24 protein-coding genes and 1 tRNA gene are annotated in these 26,028 nt (G+C 62.5%); 20 read left to right on the top strand and 5 right to left on the bottom strand.

Annotated features, from left to right (window positions below; genetic code table 11):
- Nucleotides 1-33: 33 nt before the first annotated feature.
- The 5 genes from HOP59_RS09390 (at nt 34) to HOP59_RS09410 (ending at nt 8,212) form a co-directional block, all read left to right on the top strand.
- Entirely contained in the window at nt 34-1,188 is a 1,155-nt protein-coding gene (locus HOP59_RS09390) for a ProQ/FINO family protein (RefSeq protein WP_234253697.1), read from the top strand.
- 412 nt (nt 1,189-1,600) lie between these two features.
- A complete protein-coding gene (locus HOP59_RS09395; protein WP_234253698.1) occupies nt 1,601-2,728 on the top strand; it encodes a porin in 1,128 nt (375 codons plus the stop codon).
- A 186-nt stretch (nt 2,729-2,914) separates the two neighbouring features.
- A complete protein-coding gene (locus tag HOP59_RS09400; protein ID WP_010627229.1) occupies nt 2,915-3,724 on the top strand; it encodes a sulfite exporter TauE/SafE family protein in 810 nt (269 codons plus the stop codon).
- 158 nt (nt 3,725-3,882) lie between these two features.
- Nucleotides 3,883-4,644, top strand: a complete 762-nt coding sequence (gene fnr, locus HOP59_RS09405; protein WP_010627230.1) for a fumarate/nitrate reduction transcriptional regulator Fnr — start codon at nt 3,883-3,885, stop codon at nt 4,642-4,644.
- Nucleotides 4,645-4,738: 94 nt separating this feature from the next.
- On the top strand, nt 4,739-8,212 hold the full coding sequence (locus tag HOP59_RS09410) for a putative bifunctional diguanylate cyclase/phosphodiesterase (RefSeq protein ID WP_234253699.1): 3,474 nt from the start codon (nt 4,739-4,741) through the stop codon (nt 8,210-8,212).
- Nucleotides 8,213-8,274: 62 nt separating this feature from the next.
- On the opposite strand, the gene HOP59_RS09415 is transcribed toward HOP59_RS09410, so the two are convergent.
- Nucleotides 8,275-9,171, bottom strand: a complete 897-nt coding sequence (locus HOP59_RS09415) for a LysR substrate-binding domain-containing protein (RefSeq protein ID WP_010627232.1) — start codon at nt 9,169-9,171, stop codon at nt 8,275-8,277.
- Between HOP59_RS09415 and HOP59_RS09420 the strand changes: the two genes are divergently transcribed.
- From HOP59_RS09420 to HOP59_RS09455, 8 genes are all read left to right on the top strand, one after another.
- Entirely contained in the window at nt 9,170-9,316 is a 147-nt protein-coding gene (locus HOP59_RS09420; RefSeq protein ID WP_234253701.1) for a hypothetical protein, read from the top strand. The genes HOP59_RS09415 and HOP59_RS09420 overlap by 2 nt on opposite strands.
- Nucleotides 9,317-9,347: 31 nt before the next feature.
- Entirely contained in the window at nt 9,348-10,163 is an 816-nt protein-coding gene (locus HOP59_RS09425) for a citryl-CoA lyase (protein WP_010627233.1), read from the top strand.
- Complete coding sequence (locus HOP59_RS09430) at nt 10,160-11,302, top strand: CaiB/BaiF CoA transferase family protein (RefSeq protein WP_010627234.1); 1,143 nt, start codon at nt 10,160-10,162, stop codon at nt 11,300-11,302. The genes HOP59_RS09425 and HOP59_RS09430 overlap by 4 nt, the downstream gene beginning before the upstream one ends.
- A 90-nt stretch (nt 11,303-11,392) precedes the next feature.
- Complete coding sequence (locus HOP59_RS09435) at nt 11,393-12,334, top strand: dioxygenase family protein (RefSeq protein WP_010627235.1); 942 nt, start codon at nt 11,393-11,395, stop codon at nt 12,332-12,334.
- A gap of 107 nt (nt 12,335-12,441) precedes the next feature.
- On the top strand, nt 12,442-13,563 hold the full coding sequence (locus HOP59_RS09440; RefSeq protein WP_234253702.1) for a C4-dicarboxylate TRAP transporter substrate-binding protein: 1,122 nt from the start codon (nt 12,442-12,444) through the stop codon (nt 13,561-13,563).
- A gap of 49 nt (nt 13,564-13,612) precedes the next feature.
- Nucleotides 13,613-14,194: a TRAP transporter small permease subunit gene (locus HOP59_RS09445; RefSeq protein ID WP_086509476.1), complete on the top strand. Its 582-nt coding sequence runs from the start codon at nt 13,613-13,615 to the stop codon at nt 14,192-14,194.
- Nucleotides 14,191-15,531: a TRAP transporter large permease gene (locus HOP59_RS09450; RefSeq protein ID WP_234253703.1), complete on the top strand. Its 1,341-nt coding sequence runs from the start codon at nt 14,191-14,193 to the stop codon at nt 15,529-15,531. The genes HOP59_RS09445 and HOP59_RS09450 overlap by 4 nt, the downstream gene beginning before the upstream one ends.
- 32 nt (nt 15,532-15,563) lie before the next feature.
- Nucleotides 15,564-16,163 carry a malonic semialdehyde reductase gene (locus tag HOP59_RS09455; protein ID WP_234253705.1) on the top strand — a complete coding sequence of 200 codons (600 nt, stop codon included), beginning with the start codon at nt 15,564-15,566 and terminating at the stop codon, nt 16,161-16,163.
- Nucleotides 16,164-16,242: 79 nt separating this feature from the next.
- Here the strand turns inward: HOP59_RS09455 and HOP59_RS09460 are convergent, their stop codons facing one another.
- Complete coding sequence (locus HOP59_RS09460; protein WP_234253707.1) at nt 16,243-16,500, bottom strand: hypothetical protein; 258 nt, start codon at nt 16,498-16,500, stop codon at nt 16,243-16,245.
- A gap of 229 nt (nt 16,501-16,729) precedes the next feature.
- Between HOP59_RS09460 and HOP59_RS09465 the strand changes: the two genes are divergently transcribed.
- Entirely contained in the window at nt 16,730-17,473 is a 744-nt protein-coding gene (locus HOP59_RS09465) for a Crp/Fnr family transcriptional regulator (RefSeq protein ID WP_234253708.1), read from the top strand.
- Nucleotides 17,474-17,492: 19 nt separating this feature from the next.
- On the opposite strand, the gene HOP59_RS09470 is transcribed toward HOP59_RS09465, so the two are convergent.
- Nucleotides 17,493-17,569, bottom strand: a tRNA-Arg gene (locus tag HOP59_RS09470).
- A gap of 472 nt (nt 17,570-18,041) precedes the next feature.
- Here HOP59_RS09470 and HOP59_RS09475 point away from each other — a divergent pair.
- Complete coding sequence (locus tag HOP59_RS09475; RefSeq protein ID WP_234253709.1) at nt 18,042-19,103, top strand: YeiH family protein; 1,062 nt, start codon at nt 18,042-18,044, stop codon at nt 19,101-19,103.
- 185 nt (nt 19,104-19,288) lie between these two features.
- On the opposite strand, the gene HOP59_RS09480 is transcribed toward HOP59_RS09475, so the two are convergent.
- On the bottom strand, nt 19,289-19,669 hold the full coding sequence (locus tag HOP59_RS09480; RefSeq protein WP_234253711.1) for a VOC family protein: 381 nt from the start codon (nt 19,667-19,669) through the stop codon (nt 19,289-19,291).
- A gap of 172 nt (nt 19,670-19,841) precedes the next feature.
- Between HOP59_RS09480 and HOP59_RS09485 the strand changes: the two genes are divergently transcribed.
- The 5 genes from HOP59_RS09485 to HOP59_RS09505 all read left to right on the top strand — a co-directional run bounded on the left by HOP59_RS09485 (nt 19,842) and on the right by HOP59_RS09505 (nt 25,110).
- Nucleotides 19,842-20,582: a class II aldolase/adducin family protein gene (locus tag HOP59_RS09485; protein WP_234253712.1), complete on the top strand. Its 741-nt coding sequence runs from the start codon at nt 19,842-19,844 to the stop codon at nt 20,580-20,582.
- Nucleotides 20,583-20,820: 238 nt separating this feature from the next.
- Complete coding sequence (locus tag HOP59_RS09490; protein ID WP_234253714.1) at nt 20,821-21,771, top strand: tripartite tricarboxylate transporter substrate binding protein; 951 nt, start codon at nt 20,821-20,823, stop codon at nt 21,769-21,771.
- A 120-nt stretch (nt 21,772-21,891) separates the two neighbouring features.
- Nucleotides 21,892-22,428, top strand: a complete 537-nt coding sequence (locus HOP59_RS09495) for a tripartite tricarboxylate transporter TctB family protein (RefSeq protein ID WP_234253716.1) — start codon at nt 21,892-21,894, stop codon at nt 22,426-22,428.
- A gap of 68 nt (nt 22,429-22,496) precedes the next feature.
- Nucleotides 22,497-23,996 (top strand): tripartite tricarboxylate transporter permease, encoded by a 1,500-nt coding sequence (locus tag HOP59_RS09500; protein WP_234253717.1) that lies wholly within the window; start codon nt 22,497-22,499, stop codon nt 23,994-23,996.
- 61 nt (nt 23,997-24,057) lie between these two features.
- A complete protein-coding gene (locus HOP59_RS09505) occupies nt 24,058-25,110 on the top strand; it encodes an AbrB family transcriptional regulator (protein ID WP_234253719.1) in 1,053 nt (350 codons plus the stop codon).
- Nucleotides 25,111-25,116: 6 nt separating this feature from the next.
- Here HOP59_RS09505 and HOP59_RS09510 read toward each other — a convergent pair whose 3' ends face one another.
- A complete protein-coding gene (locus HOP59_RS09510; RefSeq protein ID WP_234253721.1) occupies nt 25,117-25,848 on the bottom strand; it encodes a GntR family transcriptional regulator in 732 nt (243 codons plus the stop codon).
- Between the last annotated feature and the right edge of the window lie 180 nt (nt 25,849-26,028).

Genomic DNA, 26,028 nt, shown 5'->3' on the forward strand with positions numbered 1-26,028 from the left:
TCGTCAACGTGAGCCCGCCAGGAGGATGCCGGTTTGATCGAAGAGCGTTCACGTCAACTGTTCGATGTCTTGGAGACCTGTGCCGACACGGCGCTCCATGAGCTGCGCAGCTATCGCGCAAGGATCCAGGAACTGGAGTCCCGTCTCGCAGAATCCGAGGCGCGGCAGCAGGAGCTGGAAGCGGCTCGCCTGGAGCTGATGGAAGAGAACCGCGAACTGGATGAGCAGAATCGCGAGCTCGAGGAGGACAACGCCCGTCTGCGCGAACGACTGCGCAAGGGCGAGCCGACCCCGGCGTTTCCCGGCCCCGCGCGGCGCGCCCAAGGCCTGGCGGCGCTGATCGGCCAGCGACCGCGGGCGGAGGCCGCTCAGCACGGCGAGTCGCCCGACTCCCAGGCCGCTGGCGGTAAAGACGATATAGACAAAGCGTCGGCAGCCGGCGGTAAAGGCGATGGCGGTAAAGATGGTGGCGGTAAAGATAAAGAAGCAACAATCAAGCCATCAACAGCGTTCGCTCCGGCAGGGGGCGTAGCCGTCGCTCCCTTCGCTCCAGCGTACGCTTCGGCCAGGGTGGCCTCGACTGAGCGCACCGCCGACGAGCGTCAGGGCCAGCTTGCCATCGAGCAGGCGCCCTCCGCCGATGCCCTGCTGAAGCAGTGGTACCAGCGCTATCCCCACACCTTCTTCAAGGGGCATACACGGCCGCTCAAGGTCGGCATTCACCACGACCTCGCTGCACGCGAGCCCTGGCCCGAAAAGCTGGTGCGCCGCGCGCTGGCCGGCTACGTCAATCTGCCGCGCTACCTGAAGGCGGTGCGTGAAGGCGCCGAGCGTATCGACCTCGACGGTGCGCCTGCCGGTGACGTCGATGCCCAGGCCGCCGAACATGCCAAGCGCAAGCTGGAGCGGTTGCAGAGCGAACGGCTCGAGCGCAGCCGTCCGGCAGGTGCCGCCCCGAAGCGGGGCAGTGGCAAGGCGAACTCCGGCCGCAGCCGCGCCGTTGCAACAGGCGCCCAGCCGGCCGACAAGGCCGCCCGTCAGTCTCATGAGAATGCCCCACCCAAGGCCGCCAGCCCCGCATCGGGAGCAGCCGATCCCATCGCCGCAACGGCGGACCCCGAGGAGCGCATGGAGGCCAAGCTTTCGGCATTGCTGGCCAAGCACGGCAGCAGCCGCAAGGGGAGTTGAAGCCGGCCCAGCCGAAGCGTAGAAAGTCCGTCGCTTGTCAGCGCTGTATCAGCGAGGCATGATGTGCGGGCTCATCGCTGCCAGGCAGATCGACTGCCATGCCTGCAGCACGCGGTTCAGGGAGCGGGAGCGCCCAGGACCGCAAAAGCAGGGCAAAGTTCCGTCGGGGAGGCGGGCATCATAGGAAAACAGTGTTTTTTCTTATTGCGTTCCGATTTTTCCCGGTATAGAGTTCTACCTGCGAGCATTGGACTATAACAAGGCTTCGCTGCGGTCATGACCGGCCCCCGGCCCTTCCTGGGAAGGAACCGAGCCAAGCACGGCGGGACCCATGCCCGGCAAGCTACCTGCACCGATCACCGATCCGTGCAGTAACGATCGAAACAGTAAGCTAGTGAAAGGAACTATCGCGATGAAAAAGACACTGTTAGCGACTGCCATTGCCGGCGCCCTGGGCGTCACCGCTGCCGCTCAGGCCGCAACCGTTTACGACCAGGACGGCACTCGTCTGGATATTAACGGCCGTATTGCTATGGGTATCTCCGGTGGCGGTCACCAGGATGTCCAGCCGGGCGAAGACAAAGCTGGCGGCACTGAGTTCCGTGACGTCTACTCCCGTCTCGGCATTTCCATGAGCCACCAGATCGATCCCGCTCTGCGCGCCTTCGGTCGCGTCGAGTGGCGCTTCAAGGGCGACGAGCGTGACCAGTCCGGCGGCTTCGCCGAAGTGCGTCACAGCTTCATCGGTCTGGAAAGCACTCAGTTCGGTACCGTGATGGCGGGTAACTTCGACAGCTTCTACAGCAGCCGCGTCATGTCTCCGTTCGATGTCTACATCGATCGCGGTTACGAGTTCGCTGCTGGTGAGGGCAGTGACCTGCAGGCTCGCGGTGACTCCATCGGCTACATCACCCCGAATCTGCAAGGCTTCCAGGCCTTCCTGATGGCCAAGCACTACACCGGTAACGGCCTGCCCGAGACTGGCGAAGATCGTTCTTCCGTGCTCAACGTCCAAGGTGGCGTGACGTATCAGTGGGAAGGTCTGCGTCTGGCCGCCGGTTTCGTCCAGGATCGTGACGATAATGCTCTGAGCGCTCGCGGAACTCGCCATCGTTACGACAGCCGTGATTTGCGCGGTGTCGACGAGAACATCTACGGTGCTACCGTTTCCTACGCCTTCAACGATCAGTTCTCTGCTCGTCTGGGTTACGAAACTCAGGACACCAACGACTCTGCCATCGACGCTGGTGGCGCGGTTGAAGACTACTCCGGTTTCAGCACTTGGGGTCTGGGTGCTACCTACTCTCTGGGGCAACTGGCCTTCAACGCCGACGTTTACCGCGTTCGTCCGGACAACGAAGAGAACCGCACTGCTTGGGCCCTGGGTAGCTACTACAAGCTGTCAAACAACTTCGACGTCTTCGCCGAGCTGCATCGCGCCGATCAGGGTGACATCACTGTCAGCACTGCCGATGGCGTATCTGTAGACGAGAACAGCGACAACCTGTTCTGGCTGCTTGGCGCTCGCTACCACTTCTAATCGTTCTGCCTTACGGCAAGCGATCGATAGAAGACACGTCGATTCGTCGACGACGAAACCGGCCCTTCGGGGCCGGTTTTTTTTCGACTGTGGTCTCGTCTGCCGGCCAGGCCGTGCTGGATATGGGCTGCCGATGACGCTTTTCTGATAGACTGGCTCGCCTTATCGTTCCCGATCACTTGAGGAATGACCTTGGAGCTTATCTGGTTGGCCTACGTGGCCTTGGGTGCGGTGGTCGGTATCATGGCCGGCCTGTTGGGCGTTGGCGGCGGCGGCATCATGGTGCCGATACTGACCGCGCTGTTCCTCGCCCAGGGCGTGCCCCTCGAGCACCTGGCTCATCTGGCGCTGGGTACCTCGATGGCCGCCATCATTCCCGCTTCCACGGCGAGCCTGCTCTCTCACCGGCGCCACGGTGCCGTGCGCTGGGAGACCGTGCGCTACCTGACCCCCGGCATTCTGGTGGGCACCTTCCTGGCCACCTTCATTGCCGCCTTGCTGCCGACCCGGGGCCTGGCGATCTTCTTCGCCTGCTTCATGATCCTGATGTCGCTGCAGATGCTGGCCAACATCAAGCCCAAGCCGACGCGTAACCTTCCAGGGGCAGTCGGCCTCGGCGGTGCAGGGCTGGGGATCGGCGGCATCTCGGCGCTGGTGGCCATTGGCGGCGGCTCGCTGACCGTGCCGTTCCTGACCTGGTGCAACGTCAAGCTGCCCCAGGCCATCGGCACTTCTGCCGCCGTCGGCCTGCCCATCGCCCTGGCCGGCGCCCTGGGCTACGTGATCAACGGCTGGGGTACCCCCGGCCTGCCTGGCGCCGCGCTGGGTTTCGTCTACCTGCCCGCACTGCTGTTGATGGCTCCCTTCAGCATGCTGATGGCGCCGGTGGGGGCCAGACTGGCGCATCGCCTGCCGGTGACGATACTCAAGCGGATTTTCGCGGTCATGATGATGGGGCTGGCGCTGCAGATGGTATATACCGTGTTCACTGCCTGATACCTTTGCTTTCGTTCCATGAAGCTCTTGATACAGATCAACGGAAGTAACGTTTTGTCGCCAAGCGGGGCGGCGCGGTGGGACAAGCGCAACGCAGCAGGCCAGAATCGAAGTCTCCCAGTGCGATCCACCGTGAGACCGAGGTAAGGAGTGCGCTCATGAAACCCCGGCCCGCCCAGCGGCCACGCTCCGCCGTGCCCCGCTGCGAGCGCTGTACGCTGCATGCCCGCTGCCTGCCGCTCGGGCTCGAGTTCGATGCCCTGCAGTCCTTCGATGACATCATCCGGCTGCCGCAGGCGCTCAAGCGCGGCCAGGCGCTGATGCGCCAAGGCGCACCCTTCACCAGTCTCTATGTGGTGCGCTCCGGCAGCCTCAAGCAAACGGTAGCGCAGCCCGAGCAGCGCGCTCAGGTCACCCACTTCTATCTGCCCGGGGAGATCGTCGGGTTGGATGCCATCGGTGAGGAGGAGTGCCACGGCAGCGTGGTGGCGCTGGAGAGCGCCTTCGTCTGCGAGCTGCCGTTCACGCGACTGGAAGTTCTCGCCGAGCGGCTGCCGGAGCTGCGCGGGCGGCTCTATCGCTGCATGAGCCGCGAGCTGCGCCGCGACCAGCGCATGATGTGCCTGCTCTCGGGGCGTACCGCCGACCAGCGCCTGGCGAGTTTCCTGCTGGGGCTTTCCGAGCGCTTCAGTTCCCGGGGTTTGTCGCCCTATCGTTTCTTTCTCTCCATGTCGCGCTCGGACATCGGCAGCTACCTGGGCCTGGCGCTGGAGACCGTCAGCCGGGTGCTGGCACGCTTTCAGGAGCAGGGAGCCATTGCCGTGGCCGGTCGCGAACTCACCATCAGCGACATCGAGGCGCTCGAAGCGCTGGCGGCAGAAAGCACAGGCGCCACCAGGGCGGCCCGACTCTTCGATTAAACCTTCCCTTTTGCCTGCCGATATCCAATGCTGACAGAGCCCCTTTGCAGGAAGGCCGCCTCGCTTTTGGCTGTCCAGAGGAGTGCGCCCACGCATGTCTTACAAGACGCTGGATATTGCCAGGAGTGCCACGCTCCATATGGCGGCCGCCGTGTTCATCCTGATGGGCGGCACGGGGTTGCTGACCTACTGGCTGGACATCGTTTACCCACTGCGTGGCGTACTGCTGCCCGACAATGCACTGGCGGTGCTGATGGTGGGCTGCGGTCTGCTGGCACTCATGCTGCGCTGGTCGTTGCTGCGCCGCTTCAGTGCTTTCATCCTGCTTGCTCACGTCACTTACCTGTTGGTGCACAACACCTTGGCAGGCGGCCGCGAGGTGGGGGTGTCGTGGCTGACGGGCGATGTGCGCATGGGCTCTCTGGCGTCGGCCATGCTGTTGCTGGTGGCGCTCTGTCTGTTGCTTGGTGTGGGCCGGCGCTTCTCGCGCGGGCTGTGGGCCGGCGTGGGTGTCCTGTTACTGAGTAGTAGCCTGCTGGCATTGCTCCGGCTGTTCCTGCCGGGTGGTGAGATAGCCTGGACGCTGAACAACGCCTCTTCACCTCTGCTGGGAACCGTTCTGGCTCTGCTGCTGGGCATATCGATGCTGTGCATGGTAGCGAGCGTCGAGCGTCCGCAGCCGCGTCTGGGCCGGCTGGCGCTGGCCTGTGGTCTCTTCGGGGTCTTGCTGAGCTGTACGGTCTGGTACCTGTTGAACTGGCAGTACCAGGAGAACAAGCGGCTGCAAGCCGGCCACCTGTTGGACAACCTGCAATACAACGCCGAACAGGTCATGGCCGCGCAGCTTCTCCTGGCGAAATACATGGCCGAGCGCCTGGACGGCCCGGCTGTGCGGCACGACGAGGCGATGCGCGAGTACCTTGTAGAGCGTTACTTGAGCGATGCTCCCGGCATGCAGGCTGTCGGCTTGTGGGATCGGGGGGAGTGGAGATGGCTGAACGCTCGCCATGCAGCAGCAGGGCAGTGGCTGGAGGCGCAGCCGAATGAGCCCGGGGTCGAGGCATGGCTGCAGCTCGACGCCACCCAGCCACGTCTGCTGGCCACCGGCCCGGAGCAGAGCGGTAGAGTGCTGACGGCGGTACCGCTGGCGTCGACGCAGCAGTTGCTGGGCAGCATGGATCTGGCGGTGCTGTTCGAAGAGGCGCTGCGTGTCCAGTTGGGGACCTACAAGCTGCGCGTGCTGCGCGAGGGAACCCTGCTGCTCGACATGCGGGTACCCGGACGTACGCCGAGTGAGTTGAGCTACCCGCTCATGGCCCAGCGCACCATCGAGCTGCCCGGCGGCGTCGAGCTGACGCTGGAGCTCTATCCCGACTCGGTCAGCGACATGCTCGAGGCCGGGTTGATACCCGGCGGAGTCGCTCTCGCCGGACTCCTGCTCAGCTATCTCATGGCATTCAGTCTGGGACTGGCTCATCAGCGAAATAGGGATCGGCGCTCGCTATGGGAGAGCGAGCAGCGCTACCGCTCCCTCTTCGCCTATAACCCGGATGGGGTGTTCTCCGTCGATCCCAAGGGCATCATCGCTACCGCCAACCCGACCTTTGCCGCCATCACCGGCCTGCCCGTGGAGCGGGTCGTCGGCATGCATTTTTCCCCGCTCAGCCCACCCGGCGAGCGCGAGCGCATTCAGCAGAGTATCGACGAGGCGTTGAAGGGTAACGCGCTGCGCCATGAGGTCACCATCCTCGACCAGGCCGGTGAGACGCGAATGCTCTATGTGACTCTTCTGCCGATCCTGGTGGAGGGCGTTGCCCAGGGGGTCTTCGGCATTGCCAAGGACGTGACCGAACAGCACCGCAACGAGACCCGCCTGCGCGTGCTGGAACGCAGCGTCCAGGCCAGCATCAACGGCATCGTGATTACCGATGCCAGCCAGCACGATCTTCCCATCAGCTACGTGAACGAGGCCTTTCTGGCCCTGACCGGCTACCGGGAGGAGGAGGTGCTGGGCCGCAACTGTCGCATGCTGCAGGGAGTGGAAACCGAACCCGATGCGGTGGCATGGCTGCGCCGCTGCGTGGTCGAACGACGCGATTGCCACGTCACGCTGCTCAACTATCGCAAGGATGGCAGCACCTTCTGGAACGCGCTCTACGTGTCGCCGGTGCTCGATGGAGACGGTGGTGTAACGCACTTCGTCGGCGAACTGCGAGATGTGTCCGAACGTCATGCCTACGAGGAGCGTCTCGCTCACAGTGCCAGTCACGATGCCTTGACCGGCCTGGCCAACCGCTCGCTGCTGGAGGAGCGGCTGAATGTCTCCTTCGCCATGGCGCAGCGCCAGGGCCGCAACCTGGCCGTGCTTTTCGTCGACCTGGACGACTTCAAGCCGATCAACGACAGCCTGGGCCATGCCATCGGCGACCAGGTACTGATCGAGGTGGCCGGCCGACTCTGCGCTGCCATGGGGCCTGGCGATACCGTGGGGCGCCTGGGTGGGGACGAGTTCGTGGTGCTGATGCCGGGCGCCACCTTGCAAGAGCAGGCAGACATGGCGGAGAGCCTGCTGCGGCTCGTGGCTCTGCCGTACGGCATCGAGCATCACGAGCTTCATCTGTCGGCCAGTATCGGCATTGCCATCAGTGACGAGACCACCGTTCAACCCATGGAGCTGATTCAGCAGGCGGACATGGCGATGTACCTGGCCAAGCAGCAGGGGCGTAACGCTTACCAGTGGTTCACCCGTGACATCACCTTGCGTGTCAACGAGCGTCTCGCCTTGCGCAACGAACTTCAGGATGCCATCGACGGCAATCGGCTCGAGCTCCACTACCAGCCGCTATGCGACCAGGCCGGCGAGATCGTCTGTGTGGAAGCGCTGCTGCGCTGGCCTCACCCCGACCGAGGCTTCGTGTCACCGGCGGAATTCATCCCCTTGGCCGAGAAGACCGGCCAGATCATGGCGATCGGTCGCTGGGTACTCGAGCGTGCCTGCCTCGACATGGAGTGGCTGGGTGCGCGAGGCTACGGTGAGTTCAAGGTGGCGGTCAACCTTTCACCGATGCAGTTTCACCGAGCCGGTTTTCTGGAAGCGCTCAGGGAGATATTGGCTGCGACCGCGCTTCCGGCCAGCCGGCTGGAGCTGGAGCTGACCGAAGGCGTGCTGTTGAAGGATGCGGGAGATGCGGTCGACATCCTTCATGCGCTGCGTGACATGGGGGTCGATGTCTCCATCGACGACTTCGGTACCGGCTTCTCCAGCTTGAACTACCTGAAGCATCTTCCCATCAGCAAGATCAAGATCGACCGTAGCTTCATCAAGGAAGTGACCGAGAACCTGGACGATGCATCCATCGTCCAGGCCATCGTCTCCATGGCCCACCATCTGGGGCTGACCGTGGTCGCCGAGGGCGTCGAAACCGAGCAGCAGCTCGGCCTGTTGAAACGCTACGGCTGCCAGCTCTTCCAGGGCTTCCTGCTGGCACGCCCCATGCCCCGCGAGCGGCTCGAGCAGGCGCTGAAAGCCGGCAGTCTGCTCTTCTCCGAGGAAGAGGGTCGCCACTGACATGAACGTTCGTACCATGCGCTGTGCCCGTGAGTGAGCGGCGCTGGCAGCTTGCCTGAAAGCTAGCGACGAACCAGCGGCCCTTGCATCACTACCTGACGAATCGTTTCGGCCATGAAGCGGCTGGCGGGGGAGCGCTGGGCCTGCTGCGACCACAGCAGGCCCGGGGTGCGTACCGGCGTGGGGCTCTCCAGCGGGATGGCTTTCACCCCGGGCTCGTTGCCCAGCGCATTCTCCGCCACGATGCTGCATAGATCGGTGCGTCGCACCAGTTCGATCATGGGGGAGATGGCATTGAGCTCGGCAACGATCTGCGGGCGGGCGCCGGCAGCGGCGAAGCACTCGTCGAGCATCTGGCGGGTCGAGAAGTGCGGTGCCAGCAGTGTCATGCGCGCGCCATTCAGCTCGACCATGCGCAGCCGCTTGCGCCGGGCCAGTGCATGGTCGCTGGCCACGATCAGCTTGAGCTCCTCGTTGTAGAGCGGCTCGAAGCGCAAGCCGCGGGGTATGGCCGGACGATAGGAGATGCCCAGGTCCAGGCTGCCGTCGACCAGCCCCTCGCTGATCCGATCCCCCGAAAGCTCCTCGACCACCACCTTCATCCGCGGCAGACGCTGCATGAAGCGCGAGAGGCAAAGTGGAATCAACTGCACGTTGAAGCTGTGGGTGGCGGCGATGCGCAGCTCGCCGCTCAGGTCGTCGGGGGCTTCCTTCAAGGCGCCCACGGCCTGATCGACCTGGCGCAGGATAGGCACCACGTGCTCGTGAAAGCTCTGGCCCGCCTCGGTGAGCGTCACCCGCTTGCCGATACGTGCGAACAGCGGCTGGCCCAGCTCCTCTTCCAACTGACGGATCTGGTGGGAGAGCGTCGACTGGGTGACGTGCACCTTCTCGGCGGCCCGGGTGAAGTTGAGCGTCTCCGCAATGGCCAGAAAGTACCGGATGTGGCGAAGTTCCATGCAAGCTCCGCTTGTCGTGGCATCAACAATCGATGACATCAATCATTTTTATGTAAATTTATCATTTTTGTCCATCGTGATGGCGTCTTATGGTGTTCCAACACAAGCGTTACACATCACGAGCGTGGGTGCCGCTCCGGCATGACTCGCTCGCATCTGCCACGCGGAGCCAAAGCATGAAGATCGGGCGCGAGACAATTCCAAGAACCGCCATCAGTACCTCCAACGCCGACACCATCGTGGTGCGCGGCAAGGACCTCAGCGCCGAGCTGATCGGCCACACAACCTTCACTGACTATTTCCTGATGCTGCTCGACGGCGAGCCGGTGAGCGACGTGCGCCGCCGGGTGCTGGACGCCACCCTGGTGGCCATCGCCGAACACGGCCTGGTACCCAGCGTGCAGGCCAGTCGCATGACCTATGCCGCCGCCCCCGAGGCGCTGCAGGGTGCGGTGGCGGCGGGGCTGCTGGGCTGCGGCTCGGTGATCCTCGGTGCCTCTCAGGCGGCGGGGGAGCTGTTTGCCGAAATCGCCGGTGAGATCGACGGGGGCAAGTCCCTGGAAAGTGCCGTGCACGATGTCGTCAGTCAGCGTCGCGCCCGCCGCGAAGCGATTCCCGGCTACGGACACCCGCTGCACAAGGCCCGCGACCCTCGCGTCGAGGCGCTGTTCGGCGTGGCGCGGGAGGCGGGCGCCGAGCTGCGCTACGTGGAGATCGCCGAAGCCGTGGAGCGGGCCATTCCCGGCATCGTCGGCAAGGAGCTCAAGCTCAACGTCTCCGCTGCCATTCCCGCCGTGCTGCTGGGGGCGGGCTTTCCGCTCAAGGCGCTGCGCGGTGTGCCGCTGTTGGCACGCACCGCCGGGCTGATCGCCCATCTGCTGGAGGAGTCCGAGCAGCCCTGCGGCTTCGCGCTCTCCTATCAGGCGGCCCAGCGGGTCGAGTACACCGGCGAGGTTCCGCCGGGCTTCACCCAGGAAGGGGGGCAGTCATGAGCAAGGTACTCGAAGGCATTACCGTCATCGAACAGGGCACCTTCATCACCGGACCCGCCGCCGGCATGCTGCTGGGCGACCTGGGCGCCAACGTGATCAAGGTCGAAATGCCCGGCAAGGGCGACCCCTTCCGCGCTTTCAAGGGCGGGCTTTACAGCCCCCACTATCAGACCTACAACCGCAACAAGCGCAGCATCGCCCTCAACACCAAGGAGCCGGAGGATCTCGCCACCTTCGATGCGCTGATCCGCGATGCCGACGTCTACATCCAGAACTTCCGCCCCGGTACCGCCGAGCGGCTGGGGGCGGGTGAAGAGCGCCTGCGCGAGCTCAACCCGCGGCTGATCTACTGCGCCATCAGCGGTTTCGGCAACGACGGCCCCTACGCCGGGCGCCCCAGCTACGACACCGTGGCTCAGGCCGCCAGTGGTTTTCTCAAGCTGCTGGTGAATCCCGAGAACCCACGGGTGGTGGGGCCGGCCATGGCCGATGCGCTGTCGGGCTTCTACGCCGCCTACGGTATTCTCGGCGCACTGGTGGAGCGTGGCCGTACCGGCCAAGGGCGTCGGGTCGACGTCTCCATGTTGGAGGCGATGTGTCACTTCAACCTCGACGCCTTCACCCACTATCTCTCCGAGAACGAGATCATGGGGCCCTACAGCCGGCCACAGGTGTCGCAGTCGTACGTGATGCAGTGCGCCGACGGCAAGTGGGTGGCACTGCACATGTCCTCGCCGGAGAAGTTCTGGCAGGGGCTGGCCAACGCCATGGAGTACCCCGAACTGCTGCAGGACGAACGCTTCGCTACCCGTGAGGGGCGCATCGACAACCAGGAGCAGATGATCGAGGTGCTCAAGGGTGTCTTCAAGCGCCGAGCGCGTGACGAATGGTGCCGCCGTCTGGAAGCCGAGGACGTGCCCCACGCCCCCATGTACGACACCGACGAGGTGCTCGAGGATCCTCAGGTCAAGCATCTGCAGCTGGAGGTGAGCACCGAGCACCCCACGGTGGGCACCTTCCGCACCCTGCGTTCGCCGGTCTCCTACGACGGCGTGAAGCCATTGGAGGTGACGGCGCCGCCGGTACTGGACGAACACCGTGACGAAATTCTGGCAGAAGTGAAGCGCCGCCAACGTTGAAGCCAGCGCGCGGCGCAGTGGCACCATGACACAACGACAATCATCAGGCCGGGCGGGCGCTGCCAGCCCAGGCCGAACAGGAGCCCAGTCATGTTCGAATTGCCCAACCAAGACGAGATCGTTCCACACGGCATTCCGCAGACCCCGGACGACATCACCGAGATCGTGCTCAAGGCGATGAGCCATACCAAGGACGACCGGCTGCGCGAGATACTCACCGCGCTGGTGAAGCATCTGCACGCCTTCGGCCGCGAGGTGAAGCTGAACGAAGAGGAGTTCATGGCCGCGATCAACGCCGTGACCCGGCTCGGCCACCTCACCCGCGACCGCCACAACGAAACCATGGTGATGTCCGACGCCCTGGGCTTCTCCACCCTGGTGATGATCCTCAATCAGGCGCGCACGCCGGAGCAGATCTCGCCGGCCCTGCTGGGGCCCTTCTACAGCCGCAAGGATCCGGAGTACCCGCTCGGCTTCAACATCTCCCGCGATACGCCGAAGGAGAGCGACATTCCGCTGTTCGTCTCCGGCCGGGTGACGAGCCGCGACGGCAAGCCGCTGCCGGGCGCGCTGGTGGAGGTGTGGCACGCCTCGCCGGAGGGGCTCTACGAGAACCAGGACGACTCCCAGCCGTACCTCAACCTGCGCGGCAAGTTTCGCACCGACGCCGATGGGCGCTACCACTTCCGCACCATTCGCCCGGCCAGCTACCCGATTCCGACCCACGGCATCGTCGGCGAAATGCTCAAGGCGCAGAGCCGCCATCCGTTCCGCGCCGCGCATCTGCACTTCACCGTTTCGGCCGAGGGCCACCAGACGCTGGTGACGCAGATCTTCCCCAAGGACGACCCCTTCCTCGAATCGGACTGCGTGTTCGGCGTCACCAGCGCCGACCTGGCCATGGAGTTCCCCATCCACGACGACGGCCGGGCGCCCGACCCCGACGTGCGTGGCCGCTACTGCACGCTGGAAGTGGATTTCGACCTGTCGCCCGGCGTTTCGCGTCTGCCGGCATCGCCCATCGATTCGTGATGCCCGCACGCTGAAGCGTCGTTGCCGTAACCAGTGGCAATAACCAGTTGCCATAACCGGTTTCCATATCCGGTTTCCATAACAACAAGCCAATACGAGACGCCAACATGACACATCCAAAGCACAACACCATCAAGTCATCGACTGTCTTCCCCCTCAAAACTCTCACTGCCGCGACGCTGGCCGCCGCACTGCTTCCCGCCAGCGCTTCCGCAGTGGAAACGATCAACCTGACCGTGGGCTCCAGCCACCCGACCACCATTCCCTGGGTGGGCATGATTCCCCAGGTCTTCATCCCCAAGGTCAACGAGATCCTGGCGGAAGAGGGCGAATACGAGGTGCGCTGGACCGAAGCCTATGCCGGTCAGCTCTACGGCACCAACGCCACCCTCACCTCGATTCAGGACGGCATCGCCGACATTGGTTGGGTGTTCAGCTACCTGGAGCCCTCACGTATGCCGCTGGCCCAGATCAGCGCCTATACGCCGTTCACCACCAGCGACCCCGAGCTGATGCTCGACGTGATGAACGACCTGGTGCGCTCGGTGCCGGAATTCCGCGCCGAATGGGAGGAGCATGACCTGGTATTCCTCGGTGCCACCGCCTCGGATACCTACGACATCTACACCAACTTCCCGGTGGAGAGCCTCGACGATCTGGAAGGGGCGCGCATTTCCGCCCCCGGCGTGCTCGGCGTATGGCTCGAGCCGGTGGGTGCGGTGCCCGTGGACGGTACCCTGGCGAGCTATTACACCGACATCCAGACCGGTGTCTCCCAGGGCGTGGTGGGGCTTGCCACCGGCAACCTGCCGGCGCGCATCTACGAGGTGGCGCCTTACGTCACCCAGGTCAATCTGGGCGTGGTGTTCTCGGGCGGGCTCGCCATCAACCAGTTCACCTGGGACGGCCTGCCCGAGCCGGTGCAGCAGGCGCTGATGGAGGCGGGCGAGGCCTACACCCGCGCCCACGGCCGCGACCTGGCCGAGCGCTACGAGAGCTCTCTCGAGCGGATGGTCGAACTGGGTGCCGACCAGAGCACGCCGGTGCAGGTCCAGGCGCTATCCGACGAGGAGCGCCAGCAGTGGATCGACGGCATGCCCGGCCTGGCGCAGCAGTGGGTCGAGCGCAACGAAGGCCGGGGGCTGCCGGCCCGCGAACTCCTCAGTACCTATATGGATGCCATGCGCGAGCGCGGTCACGAGCCGGAACTGGCCTGGGACCGCAACTGATCGGTAATGCCCGGCCGGCGTTGCCGGTCGGGCCTGAGGAGTCGTGGCAATGACCTTTTCCTTCAAGACGCTGGTGCTGGGGCGCCGGCTCGGCGGCGGCCGTCACAACAGCCTGTTCGGCTACCTGGTGGACGGCCTCAACGCGGTGGGTTCGCTGCTGATCTTCTCGATCATGGCGATGATCGTGGTGGACGTGCTGTCGCGCAATCTGCTCAACAAGCCCATTGCGGGAGTGGCGGAGCTGGTAGCGGCCTCCATCGTCATGATCGTGTTCCTGCAGCTACCCAGCACGTTGCGCCACGGCCGCATGGCCCAGGCCGACATCTTCATTCAGGGCTTCACCGAGCGTCACCCGCGCCTCGGCCACGGTTTGCAGACCCTGTTCTATCTGGCCGGTGCCTACATGCTGATGGTGATCTACCAGGGCACACTGCCGACCTTCCTGCGCGCCTGGGAACGCAACCAGTTCATGGGCGTGGAGGGGGTGTTCACCTTTCCCGTCTGGCCCATCCGCCTGGTGGTGATCGCCTGTGCGGCCATCACGCTGCTGCAGTATCTGCTGCTGGCGGCCCAGGCGCTGGTGTGGACGGTCAAGGGTGGAGCGCCGCACGCCGAGGAGGATCGCCCATGAGCGGTATCGAAATCGGCATCGTGGCGGTGGTCATGATGCTGGCGCTGATCTACTTCGGCATGCATATCAGCATCGCCCTGATGCTGGTCTCCTTCCTGGCCATCTCGACCCTGCGCAATCCGGAGCTGGCTACGCGCATGGTGGCCGCGGCGGCCAACGACTCGCTCAGCAGCTACCTCTACGGTGTGGTACCGCTGTTCGTGCTGATGGGGTTGCTGGTGGTGATATCGGGGGTAGGGCGGGACACCTTCGACGTCTTTCAGTGGCTGACCCGCCGGATTCGCGGTGGGCTGGGGGTGGCCACCGTCGGTGCCAACGGCATCTTCGCCTCGATCACCGGCATCAGCGTGGCCTCGGCGGCGGTATTCACCAAGGTGGCGGTGCCGGAGATGCGTCGGCATGGCTATACGCCCAAGTTCTCGGTGGGCGTGGTGGCGGGCAGCTCGGTGCTGGGCATGCTGATTCCCCCTTCGCTGCTGATGATCGTCTACGGTGTGCTGGCCGAGCAGTCGGTGGGGCGCATGTTCATCGCCGGCATCATTCCGGGCATCCTGCTGGCGGCGACCTTCTGCATCACGATCCTGCTGCTCGCTCACCTGCGTCCCGGCTTCATGATGCAGGGAGCGGCTGGCATGGGCGGCGTTGCAGCGCCTGCGCCCACCGCGGGCGAAGCGGAATCGGGCCTGGTGCTGGCGCTCAAGCTGGTGCCCATCCTGGCGCTGATGGCACTGGTGCTGGGTGGGCTCTACAGCGGTTTCTTCACGCCGACCGAGGCGGGCGGCGTGGGCGCCTGCGGCGCGCTGCTGCTGGCACTGCTCAAGCGCCGCCTGAGCCCGGCCAAGTTCTACCAAGTGCTGGGCGAGACCGGGCACGTGGCGGTGTCGATCCTGTTCCTGATTCTCGCCGCCTCGCTCTACAGCCGCATGCTGGCGCTGACCGGGTTGCCGATGGCCATCGCCCAGTGGGTCACGGCCATGGAGTTGACCGCCTACCACTTCCTGTTTCTCTACCTGCTGGTGGTGATCCTGATGGGCTGCATCATCGACTCGGTGTCGATCATGCTGATCGTGTTGCCCATCGTGCTGCCCATCGCCCAGTTCTTCGGCATGGACCTGATCTGGTTCGGCGTCATCACCGTGGTGGCGGTGGAAATCGGCCTGATCACGCCGCCGTTCGGCATATCGGTCTACACGGTGAAGGCGGCGCTGAACGACCGCAGCGTGCCGGTCAAGGAGATCTTCAAGGGCGTGGTGCCGTTCTTCGTCGCGATGCTGGTGGTGCTGTTCATCCTCACGCTGTTCCCCGTGCTTTCCACCCATCTGGCCTACCGCTACTGAACCGTAAAGACCGACGACAAGGGAGAGAATTCATGACTTCAGGCGTCTTGAGCCAGCCGGTGCTGGACCAGCTGTTCCACGAGGCGAGAAGCCACGCCTACTGGCAGGACCGACCCGTGGACGACGCTACCCTGCGCGAGCTCTACGACCTCGTGAAGATGGCGCCCACCAGCGTCAACTGCAATCCGCTGCGCATCCTGTTCCTGCGCACCCGGCAGGCCAAGGAGAAGTTGATGCCCGCGCTGAAGGAGGGCAACCGGCGCAAGGTGGAGGAGGCACCGGTCACGGCCATTCTGGCCTACGACCGACGTTTCCACGACCACCTGCCGGAGCTCTTTCCCCATGTGGATGCCAGGGCCTGGTTCGTCGGCGACGAGCCCTACCGCGAGGAAACCGCCTTTCGCAACGCCAGCCTGCAGGGCGGTTACTTCATTCTCGCCGCCCGCGCGCTGGGGCTAGATGTAGGGCCGCTATCCGGCTTCGACAACGACATGGTCGACGGGCTGTTCTTCGCCGAGCGTTACCCCAACTACCGCAGCAACTTCCTGTGCAATCTGGGCTACGGCGACCCGGCCAAGCTGCATCCGCGGGGCCCGCGGCTCACCTTCGAGCAGGCCTGTCAGCTGCTGTAGTTCCGGTTCGGCAGGGCATACGAAAACGGCCACCCGAAGGTGGCCGTTTTCCGGAGTACTATGTCCGAAGCACTATGCATCAGGCGCTTGCTCGCTCTCCCGGCTGGGCCAGTACGGCCTTGAGGTGGGCGAGGTCACGCGAGACATCGGTTTCGACGAACTCCGCCAGCAGGCGTTCGGCTTCCTGCTGTGCGGCGACGCGCACGTACTCCTCGTATGTCGCAATGGCCGTCTGGCAATAGCGGCACTGAAGCACGTCCGTTGGCTTCGGGTTGCCGTTCCAGAAATTGCTGCCGCTGCATTCGGGACACACCACTTTCCTTGAACGCTGAAACATTCTGGCCTCCTGCCTGATGCTCATGCAGTGAAATGGTCTCCTCAACACACCTTGTACAAGATGCCACATCCGTTCCTGGCTGTGCCAATTTAATTGTTAAGAATAGTTGCCTTGCTCGCAGCGCAACGACAGCTACTGGCAAGAAACGAAGCCACGTTTTTTTCGCCGGTAGCGAAGAAAAGTCCTACGGTGAGGGCCACGGAGGACATTTTCCAGATGGAGGGGCAGTATGCCGGAACCGCCGCCAACGCCCAATGCTCGAATGATTTGCAAGCTGGACAGCATCTTCCCGCTGTCCGAGGAAGAGAGGCAGGTGCTCGAGCACTTGCCGGTCTTGGTCAAGCGCCTCAAGGCCGACCAGGAGATCGTCAGCCTTGGCGAACGTCCCCAGCAGTGCTGCCTGGTACTGGAGGGGCTCACCTGCGTCTACAAGCTGAGCTATGCGGGCAGGCGACAAATCATGGCCTTGCACGTTCCGGGTGACATGCCGGACCTTCATAGCCTCCACCTGGCGGTCATGGATATCAGCATCGCATCGGTCAGCTCCTGTACGGTCGGCTTCATCCAGCACGAAGATCTGCGCCGCGTATGCGAGCGTTTCCCAAGGCTGACTGCTGCCTTCTGGCGTGAGACTCTGGTCGACGCTTCCATCTACCGTGAGTGGCTGCTCAATGTCGGACAGCGAGACGCCTACACGCGCTTGGCCCACTTGATGTGCGAGCTATATACGAGGCTGAGTGCAGTGGGGCTGACCGATGAGCGTACCTTCGAATTGCCGATCACGCAGGATGAGCTGGCCGACACCCTCGGCATCAGTGCCGTCCACGTCAGCCGCACATTACAGGCGCTGCGTGGCGACGGGCTGATTGAAACCGCAAGGAAACGAGTGACCGTGCCGAGCTGGAGCAAGTTGCAGGAGGCTGGGGAATTCGATCCGCTCTATCTTCACCTGCAGGGGCGACACGCGGCTTGAGCGTAAGGCTTGGAGAGAATGGCGCCCCCATCAGGATTCGAACCTGAGACCTTCCCCTTAGGAGGGGGACGCTCTATCCAGCTGAGCTATGGGGGCAGCACGGCTGCGCATTATAAGGGCTTGAGGCGGCAAGATAAACCGTAACGGCCGAGACCCTTGCTTGGGTAACACTGTCACACCCCGTCACAGACCTGTCCACCGCCTTCGCTTGGGCGATTATAGAAGTGCTTTTTCATTCCGATGCGTTATTTGCATGTTCCAGAAAGCCCACATGATCAAGCGTCTCCTTCCCGTTCTGATTCTGGCCATCGGCGTGGCTGGCTTCCTGGCGCTGCGACTCACGCGTCCGGAGCCGGTAGAGGCGGTGGGGTAGGAGCGCAGCCGCTGGCCCTCGCCGACTGTCAGTGGCCATCGGCTCAGCTGAATAGTCATATCTTTATTACCCAATAGAAGATGGACATATACCGTCATAAGCTGCCTGACGCAGACGAATTTGAAGTTCCCCCTGCCAAGTCAAGTGCCGCTCTTCGCGGCGTCTTCCCTGTACTTGGGGGACGTACACCGGGAGATGGCGAAGATGATGATAGAGCGTGGCAGGCGAATTCTTCGTAGCCCGGCTGCCTTGTCTCGAGCGGCGCTCAAAGGGTTTCCGCAGGTGATGCCTGGTGTGATGATCTGCATCACCATTGCGCTGGCGACCACCTTTATTGCCGATTATTACGGTGGCCCTACCCTGCTGTACGCGTTGCTGTTTGGCATGGCGCTCCACTTTCTTTCTGAAGAAGGGCGTTGCGTGGCCGGGATCGAGTTCACCGCGCGAGTCATTCTGCGTATTGGCGTCGCACTGCTCGGGGTGAGAATCACCCTTGAGCAGGTGGTTTCTCTGGGTGGCGGGCCAATTGTCATGGCGGTAGCGGGGGTGGTTTTGACCATCCTGGCGGGAGCCCTCCTGGCCAGGCTGCTCGGCCTGCATCGAGACCTTGGTTTGTTGACGGGGGGGGCTGTGGCAATCTGTGGGGCGTCTGCGGCACTGGCCCTGTCCGCCGTCATGCCCCGTGAGGCTAACAGTGAGCGCAACACCATTCTCACGGTTGTCGGTGTCACCACACTGTCAACGGCAGCGATGGTGCTCTATCCATTGATCGTCGGTGTCCTCGGCCTCACGGACCAGCAGGCCGGGGTGTTTCTGGGGGCAACGATCCACGATGTGGCTCAGGTCGTCGGAGCGGGATACATGATCTCGGAAGGTGCCGGAGATGTGGCGACATTCGTCAAGCTGATGCGTGTGGCGATGCTGGTGCCGGTCGTGATGTGTTTCATGTTTCTGTTTCGCCAGGCGCAAGCCAGAGAACGCAAAGGTGGGCTGCCCAGGTTGCCCGGCTTTCTGGTGGTCTTCGTGATGCTGGTGATCCTCAACAGCACGGGGGCAATACCTGCGAGCCTTGCCGATGGTATGACAGATCTTTCCCGCTGGTGCCTGGTGACGGCCATTGCCGCGCTGGGGATCAAGACGTCTTTTCAGAAGCTGGCCGTGGTGGGGTGGAGGCCGGTGATTCTGATGGTAGCCGAAACCGCCTTTCTGCTCGTTCTGGTGCTGGCGTTCATTCTGGCTGGTGGAGTCAGCCTTTAGCGCCTGCACTCGCCGACTGTTCGAACCTGGGGTTTCACGCCTAGGGCATCGCATTGTCCTGCGCTATTTTTCGGTGCTTCATTCTCCCGTGTTCTTACCTACACAGTCGAGCGCCGGCGGTGAGGTACCGCCGGCGATCGGGGAGAGACTTCTGCCCGTCCGTCACGACGGGGCATTGCGTGCCGTCAGGAGATATCGAAATGCCCCTGGGGGGCGAACTCGGCGACGCCACCTCCAGGCAGGCGGAACTTGACCGGAATGACGCCCGGGGCGCTGACCACTTCCAGGCCATGCGCTTCCACCATCTTCAAAAAGGCGTCTACGTCCTCCACCTCGAAGCCGAAGTGGTGGATGCCGGGCCCCGTGCCGCTGGCGCTTCCTTCTCGGGATGCCTGTTCGTCATCGTACTTGAGCAGGGCAATATCGATGTTGCCGTCGGTCATGTGGCGGGAATAGTGATCCCGGTTATGGCCCTGCCTGACATCCCGCAGGCCAAAAACCTTTTCGTAGAATTCACCCGCAGCGTCCAGATCATCCACTTTGATTGCAAGGTGAGCAATGCGCATGGCGTTTCCTCCTGATTATTAAAATTGTTCAGGCAATGCCGCGCCTACGTCGCTGCTTGCCAATGGATTCTTGTCGTGGAAGATGCCAGGACGTCCTGTCTCAGGCATTGGTATATTATATAAATTATAGTAATTTGTCTAGAGATCACACTCAGTCTATTGAGGAGGGGCCATGTCATCGGCGATGGTGAGGGCGGTGCGCAAGCGTCTGGTCAACGGCTGCCGGGTGCTGGCCGGGCATGGTCAAGGCGATTTGATATGGGGGCATCTGTCCGTTCGCATGCCCGGCGAGCCAGACAAGCTGTTCATCAAGCCGGCTGGGCTGGGGCTTGAAGAGATCGACGACGAGCACCTGATCGTGGCTGACCTGGATGGCAACCGACTGACCGGCCGCTGGCCGATGCATGCCGAGGTCTTCATTCATACCGAGATTTTCCGCCGGCGTGCCGATGTCCAGGCGGTCGTGCATACGCATCCCAGCCATGCCGTGGCCTTCAGTGCCCTGGGGGTCCCGCTGCAGCCGGTGGGTCATGAAGGGGCACTGTTCATCGATGGGTTGCCGGTGTTCAGTCAGACCTCCGACCTGATCGTCAATGCCGAGTTGGGGCGGGCTTTGGCGAGCACGCTGGGCGTGGAGCGGGCGGCGCTGATGCGCAACCATGGCATCGTCACGGTGGGACAGAGCATCGGCGAGGCGGTGATGACGGCTTTGCTGCTCGAGAAGGCCTGCCGTGTGCAGCTGCTGGCGATGTCGGCTGGAGGGGGGCTGGTTCTTCCGGCTGCTGCCGACGCCCGGGCCAAGCGCGACAGGCTATACCGTCCAGCGACCTTCGAGACGGCTTTCGATTATTGCGAGCGTCTTGTCGCCGCAAGGGCGAGCACAGGTTGCTCTTGCGGTGGCCATGGGCCATAGCGCTCCACGTTCTCTGGGCGGAGTTCGCCGCGGAGCGTCGGGTTGTTTGGGCAACTGCTGTGCGTGTTCGTCCTTTAGTCGTAGGCTGGTCATTCGCTCTCAACGGCCCCTTGCGTCAGCGAAGTGGTGTTGTTATCTTGGTTTTGTAAATTATATAAAATATAAATAAGGAAAGAGCAATGCCCGCAGGTGCTGGCCGCAGCACCTAGAGGCTCACCGTCAGAGGAGGAGGATGACAATGCGAAAAACAACAATGCTTCTATCGACGTTGGTGGTACTGCCCCTGGCCATGCCAGTGGTGGCCGACACTCAGTGGCCCACGCAGGACGTGACATTGGTTACCCACTCCAGCTCCGGCGGGGGCGGGGATGTGATGCTGCGCAACATGGGGCGTACCCTGGAGCAAAAGTTTGGCATCAATACCGTGGTGGATAACCGTGTCGGTGGCTCGGGGGCCGTGGCCATGTCCTGGATGGCCAACCAAGCCCCCAACGATGGATATACCATCCTGTCCGTCACGCCCACTCAGTTGATTACACCGCTGCGAGCCCCAGGTATTCCCACCTATCAGGATCTGACGCCCATTGCGCGCTTGCTGACGGACCCCACTACCCTGTATGTACACGAGAACAGCCAGTTTGAGTCCATCGAAGAACTTCTCCAGCATGCACGGGAAAATCCGCGCAGCCTGAGTATTGGCATCGGTAGTGCGGGGTCGCTGGATCAGCTGGTACTGCAGAATTTTGCCAGGGAGACCGATATTGATGTGCGCACCATCCCTCATGAGGGGGGCGGCGATGCGGTCGTAGCCCTGCTGGGCGAGCATGTCGATGCCGTGATCGGTGAACCTGGCCAGGCCCTGACCCATCTGGAGTCCGGCACCTTGCGCATGCTGGCCGTCTTCCAGGAAGAGCGCCTTGAGACCTATCCAGAGGTGCCCACCTTGCAGGAGCTGGGCTACGAAGTGATTTCCAACAAGTTTCGCGGTGTTTTTGGTCCGCCAGATATGGATCCGGAGCTGGTTGAGGAGATAGGCCACACGCTGCGCGATATCGTCAATGACGAGCCGTGGAAGACGTACTGGGGCGAGGGCAGCATGACACCGTCATATCTTGGACACGAAGAATTTACCGAGTTCCTGCACGTGGCCAATGAAGAGCTCCGCGAGTTCGTTGAGGGATTGCAGTAGGCTTCGGCGGTACTTGTTCAATTTGCACTCCTCGCTAGCTGGTTGAGCAGGCATGGCCGATAGTGAGTCGGTCATGCCTGCCGCCGCGCTCAATTCGGTATTTCGATAAGGGTACGCCTGATGAATCGTACCAATGTGCTTTCCGGGATCGTCTGCTTTGCTATTGGCGCCTTCGTCTTCTGGCTGTCGGCTGACGTGCCCTCGTTCACGGCAACCGATGAGCTGGGCGGGCGTTTCTTCCCACGTTTGATCTCGGTCCTGTTCATGCTTGCAAGCCTGGGGTTGGTCATCACGGGCTGGATGAATATCGAGATCCAGGGTGGCCAGGTCGGTGGTGGCAAGGGGAAGTCGGTACCCAGGGATGAGGACGAACGAGTCCCGGATGATGAACCCAGCGACGCGCTGACCATCGGCGGAATGCGCCCCGGGACCCTGAGGCTGTTCGGCTTTATCGCCGTCATGGCCGTCTACACGATGATTCTTCCACTGATCGGCTACATCCCCGCTTCACTGGTGGTCTTTGCGGCCTTGATCATGATCGCCGGAGAATACCGGCCTCTACGGGTTCTGCTTGGCACTATTGGTATCACCGCGGTGCTTTATCTGCTTTTTGCCGCTATCTTCGGAATGAATGTGCCAACGGCTTCGCTTTTCTAGCGACCTACTCTCTAGTCGTAACTTTCAGTTTACGGTTAAAAAACAACCAGGCTCTAGAGGAAACCACTATGATAGAGGTTGCCGCAATTGGCGAGGCTTTACTCAATGTTTTGTCGCCATATACTCTATTTTTTCTTGTCCTTGGTGTATTCATAGGCATCATTGCCGGAATACTGCCAGGCATCAATGGGGCTATCGGGATCAGCCTTATCCTGCCATTCACTTTTGGCATGCCCCCCGCAACGGCTCTTATCATGATGCTCGGGCTCTGGGGCGGGCAAAACTTTGGTGGCGGGGTGACGGCGGCGCTTGTGCATGCGCCGGGGGCAGCTTCGGGGGCGGCAACACTCTTCGACGGCTATCCGATGGCACAGAAGGGGCAGGCCGGCAAGGCCTTGGGCATCATCTGTATTTCTTCCGCGTTCGGGTGGTTTCTCAGCACCATTTTGTTGGCGGTGATCGCCCTGCCGCTAGCCGCTTTTGCCTTACGCTTCAGCGCCCCCGAGTATTTTGCAGTAGGCATCTTCGGCCTGAGTATGGTGGCCAGCATGGCGACAAAGAACATTTTCAAGGGGGCTATTGCTACCTTGATGGGGTTGTTGATCGTGACCATCGGCACCGATCCCTTCAGCGGCCTGCCGCGTTTCACCTTCGGTCGCTTCGAACTCATGGATGGCATCAATTTTCTGATTGTGATGATCGGGGTTTTCGCCATCGCGGAAGTGCTGGTGCAGGCACAGAAGCCCAATGTCCAGGCGAAAGTGCAGGCTTTCTCGCGTGAACTGCCAACCTGGAAGGAAGTTCGAGCTCTACTGCCGACGATTTTCCGTTCCTCGGGTATCGGCATGCTGGTCGGCACGGCGCCGGGGGCTGGGGGGTCGATCGCAGCCTTCATCGCGTACAACGAAGCCAAGCGTTTCTCGAAGCATCCCGAGGACTTCGGGCACGGCTCCCAAGAGGGCGTGGCGGCACCCGAGGCTGCCAACAATGCCACCGAAGGTGGGGCCATGGTGCCCCTGCTGGCGCTGGGGGTGCCGGGATCGGGGGCTGCCGCCGTCATCCTGGCTTCGATGATCCTCTATGGCCTGCGCCCGGGCCCGCAGATATTTACGGAACAACCGGTGTTGGTGTATAGCCTGTTTTTCGGCCTGGCCATCGGTGCTGTGGTATTGTTGGTGCTCGGGCTGCTGTTGACGCCCTACCTGGCCCTGGTTATGCGAATTCCCAAACCCTATCTTATTACGGGGGTCACGGGAATTGCCTTCATGGCCGCTATGGCGATCACTGGGCTGCTGTTCGATGTGAGGCTGGTACTGTTCTTCGGTGTCCTAGGCTATGTAATGCGCAAGCTGGATTTCCCACCGGCACCAATGATTTTGGCCCTCGTACTGGGCTTCATGATCGAGACCTCGCTGCGCCGGGCGCTCATCATGTCGGATGGTGACTGGACAGTATTCTTCACGCGGCCTATTTCGGCGGTAATTCTCTGTGTGGCTTTGTTGTCCTTCTTCTACCCGATAATTCGTGAGGTCGTGAGCCGGCAACGGGCTAAGCGTCGTCAGGCTTGATAGATGAAGCTCTTTTTACTCGGGTGCGGTGGCGATAGCTCATGCATGTGATGCTTGTGTCATGAGCCCACCAACCCCCGGGACACGCCGACAGTCATACAGCGAATTCTTTCGTGCCTGGGGCATCGGCCTGGTGGGCGGTGGGTTGGCAAGCTGGGCCGGGATACCGCTGGCCTGGATGCTGGGGCCGCTGTTTGCCGCCATGCTGATATCCCTAGCCGGAATTTCGCTGTCGATGCCCAGCCCCTTGCGTATTGGCTCTCGCGGCATGGTCGGCATGCTGTTGGGCTCGGCGGTGACGCCCGAGACCTTTGATCGCGTGGGCCAATGGCCTTTCAGCCTGATGCTGATGGTGTTGGGACTGCTGTTGATGTCCGTGTTGACCGCGAGTTACTACCGGGGCATTGGCGGCTTCGATCGGCTCTCGGCTGTGTCGGCCTCGTTGCCGGGGGCGATTAGCAATATTCCGGCAATAGCCATACGCATGGGGGCAAACGGGCCCAAGGTCGTTCTCTCGCACTTGGCAAGAGTCACGTTGGTGATTATGGTCGTGCCGCCGCTGTATATGGCGTGGCAGGGCCTCGACGCTAGTCTGGAGGGCGGTAATCCCACATCGTGGAACCTGCTGGGGGAGCATCTGTGGATCCTGCCGGTGGCCCTCCCGGCCGGGTTTCTGGCTCGCCGGCTGAGCCTGCCGGTTCCCGAGATGATCGGTCCGATGATCACCGCGGCGATACTGTCACTGATGGGGTATCGCCTCGCGCTGCCCGAGTGGCTGCTCGCCGGGACCTTCCTGGTGCTCGGTACCACGATCGGAGCACGCTTTTACCACATGCCCTTGTCACTGCTGGTGGGCACCGGTCGCCATGCGCTGCTGGGGACCCTCGTCACTTTGGCCACGGCAGTGGCAGTGGCGGTCGTCATGCATGCTGTGCTGGGCGTTCCCCTGGCGGTGGCGCTGCTTGCGGTGATCCCCGGCGGGCTTGCTGAGATGGCCTTGCTGGCAGCGGCCTTGGGTGTCGACCCCGTCTTCGTGACGTTCCACCAGATCGCTCGCAGCATCTTGCTGAACGCTATGGCACCCTTCGTGTTGCGGCTGTTTGGGGGGCGCTAGAAGTAGCTAGCCCATTTCGTTGCGATAGTGGATGGTATCGGTCATGCCGACCATGGTGCGCCATTCCACCGGCTCGCCGCCCAGGCTGTAGGCAACGCGTTCGACTTCCAGTACCGCAACGCCTGGCTCGATGGACAGGAAGCGGGCCTCTTCCGCGGTGGCCGCCCGTGCCCGAACCTGCTCCACGACCTTGGTGATTAGCAGGTTGTATTCCTGTTCCAGAATCAGGTAAATGGAGCCCGGCGAGTGCTGTTGTAGGATTCGCCAGGCCTCGGGGCACAGATCGTCGGACAGGAAGATTCGCTCGAGCAGGACGGGCTGTGTATCGAGGTGACGCAGGCGCAGGGATTCGGTGCCCGTCGACCCGGGAGCGATATGCAGGCCGTGGGCGATACGTTCATCGGCCTCGGCCTGGCGTGTCTCCAGGTAGGTCGCCTCGTTACCTGCTACCTTACCCCCAGCGTTGCGATAGAGGCGGTGGAAGCGGAAGGGCTGGTAATCGCCGTTATGCGAGGTGACGAAAGTGCCTTTGCCGGCCTGTCGCGTCACCAGGCCTTCACTCGCCATTTCCTCGATGGCTTTACGTACCGTGCCTTGGCTGAGATGGTATTCTTCGGCAAGTCGCATTTCGCTGGGCAGGCACTGGCCCGGTTTCCATTCACCTTTGAGCACCCGATAGACAAGGTGTTGCTTGACCTGCTGATACAAGGGTTTAGAGCTGGGTCTGGTCTCATTCATGCCGGTAGGCGGCTCCTGGTGAGGAGTGGTCGTCGCCCGCTTGCGAGGCATGGCGACGTCTGGGGGGGGCGTGGCCTGGGGGGCGTGACGTGATTTTTCCATGGGGCGCATGCCTCTCGGTTGCCGGCTTAAAGCGAAATTTCCCTCCGTTTCATTGTATCATTTATTTTATAGGATTTT

Origin of the sequence: Billgrantia aerodenitrificans (assembly GCF_021404405.1) — a bacterium.
GTDB lineage: Bacteria > Pseudomonadota > Gammaproteobacteria > Pseudomonadales > Halomonadaceae > Halomonas > Halomonas aerodenitrificans.

Bases quoted from the DNA above. Each gene is read 5' to 3' on its own strand.
- HOP59_RS09435 (WP_010627235.1), top strand. From the start codon at position 11,393: ATGTTCGAATTGCCCAACCAAGACGAGATCGTTCCACACGGCATTCCG.
- HOP59_RS09500 (WP_234253717.1), top strand. From the start codon at position 22,497: ATGATAGAGGTTGCCGCAATTGGCGAGGCTTTACTCAATGTTTTGTCG.
- HOP59_RS09485 (WP_234253712.1), top strand. From the start codon at position 19,842: ATGTCATCGGCGATGGTGAGGGCGGTGCGCAAGCGTCTGGTCAACGGC.
- HOP59_RS09455 (WP_234253705.1), top strand. From the start codon at position 15,564: ATGACTTCAGGCGTCTTGAGCCAGCCGGTGCTGGACCAGCTGTTCCAC.
- HOP59_RS09480 (WP_234253711.1), bottom strand. From the start codon at position 19,669: ATGCGCATTGCTCACCTTGCAATCAAAGTGGATGATCTGGACGCTGCG.
- HOP59_RS09410 (WP_234253699.1), top strand. From the start codon at position 4,739: ATGTCTTACAAGACGCTGGATATTGCCAGGAGTGCCACGCTCCATATG.
- HOP59_RS09400 (WP_010627229.1), top strand. From the start codon at position 2,915: ATGACCTTGGAGCTTATCTGGTTGGCCTACGTGGCCTTGGGTGCGGTG.
- HOP59_RS09475 (WP_234253709.1), top strand. From the start codon at position 18,042: ATGGCGAAGATGATGATAGAGCGTGGCAGGCGAATTCTTCGTAGCCCG.
- HOP59_RS09465 (WP_234253708.1), top strand. From the start codon at position 16,730: ATGCCGGAACCGCCGCCAACGCCCAATGCTCGAATGATTTGCAAGCTG.
- HOP59_RS09445 (WP_086509476.1), top strand. From the start codon at position 13,613: ATGACCTTTTCCTTCAAGACGCTGGTGCTGGGGCGCCGGCTCGGCGGC.
- fnr (WP_010627230.1), top strand. From the start codon at position 3,883: ATGAAACCCCGGCCCGCCCAGCGGCCACGCTCCGCCGTGCCCCGCTGC.
- HOP59_RS09440 (WP_234253702.1), top strand. From the start codon at position 12,442: ATGACACATCCAAAGCACAACACCATCAAGTCATCGACTGTCTTCCCC.
- HOP59_RS09510 (WP_234253721.1), bottom strand. From the start codon at position 25,848: ATGAATGAGACCAGACCCAGCTCTAAACCCTTGTATCAGCAGGTCAAG.
- HOP59_RS09420 (WP_234253701.1), top strand. From the start codon at position 9,170: ATGCAAGCTCCGCTTGTCGTGGCATCAACAATCGATGACATCAATCAT.
- HOP59_RS09425 (WP_010627233.1), top strand. From the start codon at position 9,348: ATGAAGATCGGGCGCGAGACAATTCCAAGAACCGCCATCAGTACCTCC.
- HOP59_RS09450 (WP_234253703.1), top strand. From the start codon at position 14,191: ATGAGCGGTATCGAAATCGGCATCGTGGCGGTGGTCATGATGCTGGCG.
- HOP59_RS09430 (WP_010627234.1), top strand. From the start codon at position 10,160: ATGAGCAAGGTACTCGAAGGCATTACCGTCATCGAACAGGGCACCTTC.
- HOP59_RS09490 (WP_234253714.1), top strand. From the start codon at position 20,821: ATGCGAAAAACAACAATGCTTCTATCGACGTTGGTGGTACTGCCCCTG.
- HOP59_RS09505 (WP_234253719.1), top strand. From the start codon at position 24,058: ATGAGCCCACCAACCCCCGGGACACGCCGACAGTCATACAGCGAATTC.
- HOP59_RS09415 (WP_010627232.1), bottom strand. From the start codon at position 9,171: ATGGAACTTCGCCACATCCGGTACTTTCTGGCCATTGCGGAGACGCTC.
- HOP59_RS09495 (WP_234253716.1), top strand. From the start codon at position 21,892: ATGAATCGTACCAATGTGCTTTCCGGGATCGTCTGCTTTGCTATTGGC.
- HOP59_RS09395 (WP_234253698.1), top strand. From the start codon at position 1,601: ATGAAAAAGACACTGTTAGCGACTGCCATTGCCGGCGCCCTGGGCGTC.
- HOP59_RS09460 (WP_234253707.1), bottom strand. From the start codon at position 16,500: ATGTTTCAGCGTTCAAGGAAAGTGGTGTGTCCCGAATGCAGCGGCAGC.